The sequence below is a fragment of the Lactobacillus sp. UMNPBX4 genome (assembly GCF_002554115.1).
Taxonomy (GTDB): Bacteria; Bacillota; Bacilli; order Lactobacillales; family Lactobacillaceae; genus Lactobacillus; species Lactobacillus gallinarum.
On record NZ_PCZF01000117.1, the window covers coordinates 1 to 1,193 of the forward strand.

Here is a 1,193-nt window from a genome sequence, read left to right on the forward strand (position 1 = left end):
CGAAAATTGCAATTTCAAATTGAACACTTTTGAAAATTAAATTCTGTATATTGAATCTAATCTTCTTTCAAATAGTTCATCTGGAGTATGGTAGCTCAATACTTTTCTAGGTAGATCATTAATCCAGAGCTCAATTGAGAAGATGTCATCCAAGCTATAATTCTTAACATACTCACCTTTAGGAATAAAGCGTCTAATTAAACGATTATGACATTCAACCCCGCCTTTATCACAAGAAGTATAAGGATGAGCATAGTAGACTAAAGTGTTTGAGATATCCTCAAGCTGGGAAAGATCCGCAAATTCAGAACCGTTGTCTGTAGTTACCGTTTTAAAGACTTCATTCCAATGTTCTTGATATTGAGCCTTCAAGTTGTTAAAGGCCGTCATTACGCTGCCAGCTGTCTTGTCAGGAATTGGAACTATCATGAACTTACGGGTCATTCGCTCATACAAGGTCAGCAGAACTTCATCGTCTTTGGTTTTATGCCCTAAGACCAGATCACATTCCCAGTGACCGAACTCTTTGCGCTGATCAATATATTTGGGCCTGTCTTCAATACTGCGGCCAAGTTTCTTTTTATTTGCACGAATACGCTTGGTTTTGGTATTGCGGGTAAGTTTTTCTGGCAGATCAGTATTTTGAATCTGGAGAAGGCCTGAATCTACGTAGCGGTAAAGAGTTCTGGTGCAGACAATCTGATTCCTGGTAAACAGTCCCGTTGCCAGGGAGCGGCCAACACAGGCATCCAAAGACCAGCCAGAGTTAAAGAAATGTTCTTGCACATAATCAATGAAGTGCTTCTTAAGCAGATAGTGCGGCTTACGTCCAGAATTCAAGCGGTGACGATTATAAGCCTCTTGACCAGCTTTAGCGTGATAGCGTTTGACATTGCCGTTATACAAAGTGACAGTACCGCGATCTATTTCATATTTGATCGTACTAGGAGAGCAGTTAAGCTTGCGTGCAATAGCACGCATGGAATAGCCTTCTTTGCGCAAAGTTTGGATTTCAACTCTGTTTTCAAAAGAAAGATGCTTGCCTTTAGTATGAGTGTCTGTGATAGAATGTAATAAGTTCATTTGAATCTCTTTTCTAGAAGTTTTTGTGGTTAATTACATTCTATCAAAGAGTCCAAATGGACTTTTTTTAATATTTGAACGAAGTGTTCAATTTGATTTTACAATCCGCC

General features: G+C 39.1%; 1 protein-coding gene. It reads right to left on the reverse strand.

Going from position 1 to position 1,193, the window contains the following annotated elements; all coding sequences use genetic code 11:
• Positions 1 to 36: 36 nt before the first annotated feature.
• On the reverse strand, positions 37 to 1,083 hold the full coding sequence (locus tag CP355_RS09950; protein WP_065991187.1) for an IS30 family transposase: 1,047 nt from the start codon (positions 1,081 to 1,083) through the stop codon (positions 37 to 39).
• Positions 1,084 to 1,193 lie beyond the last annotated feature (110 nt).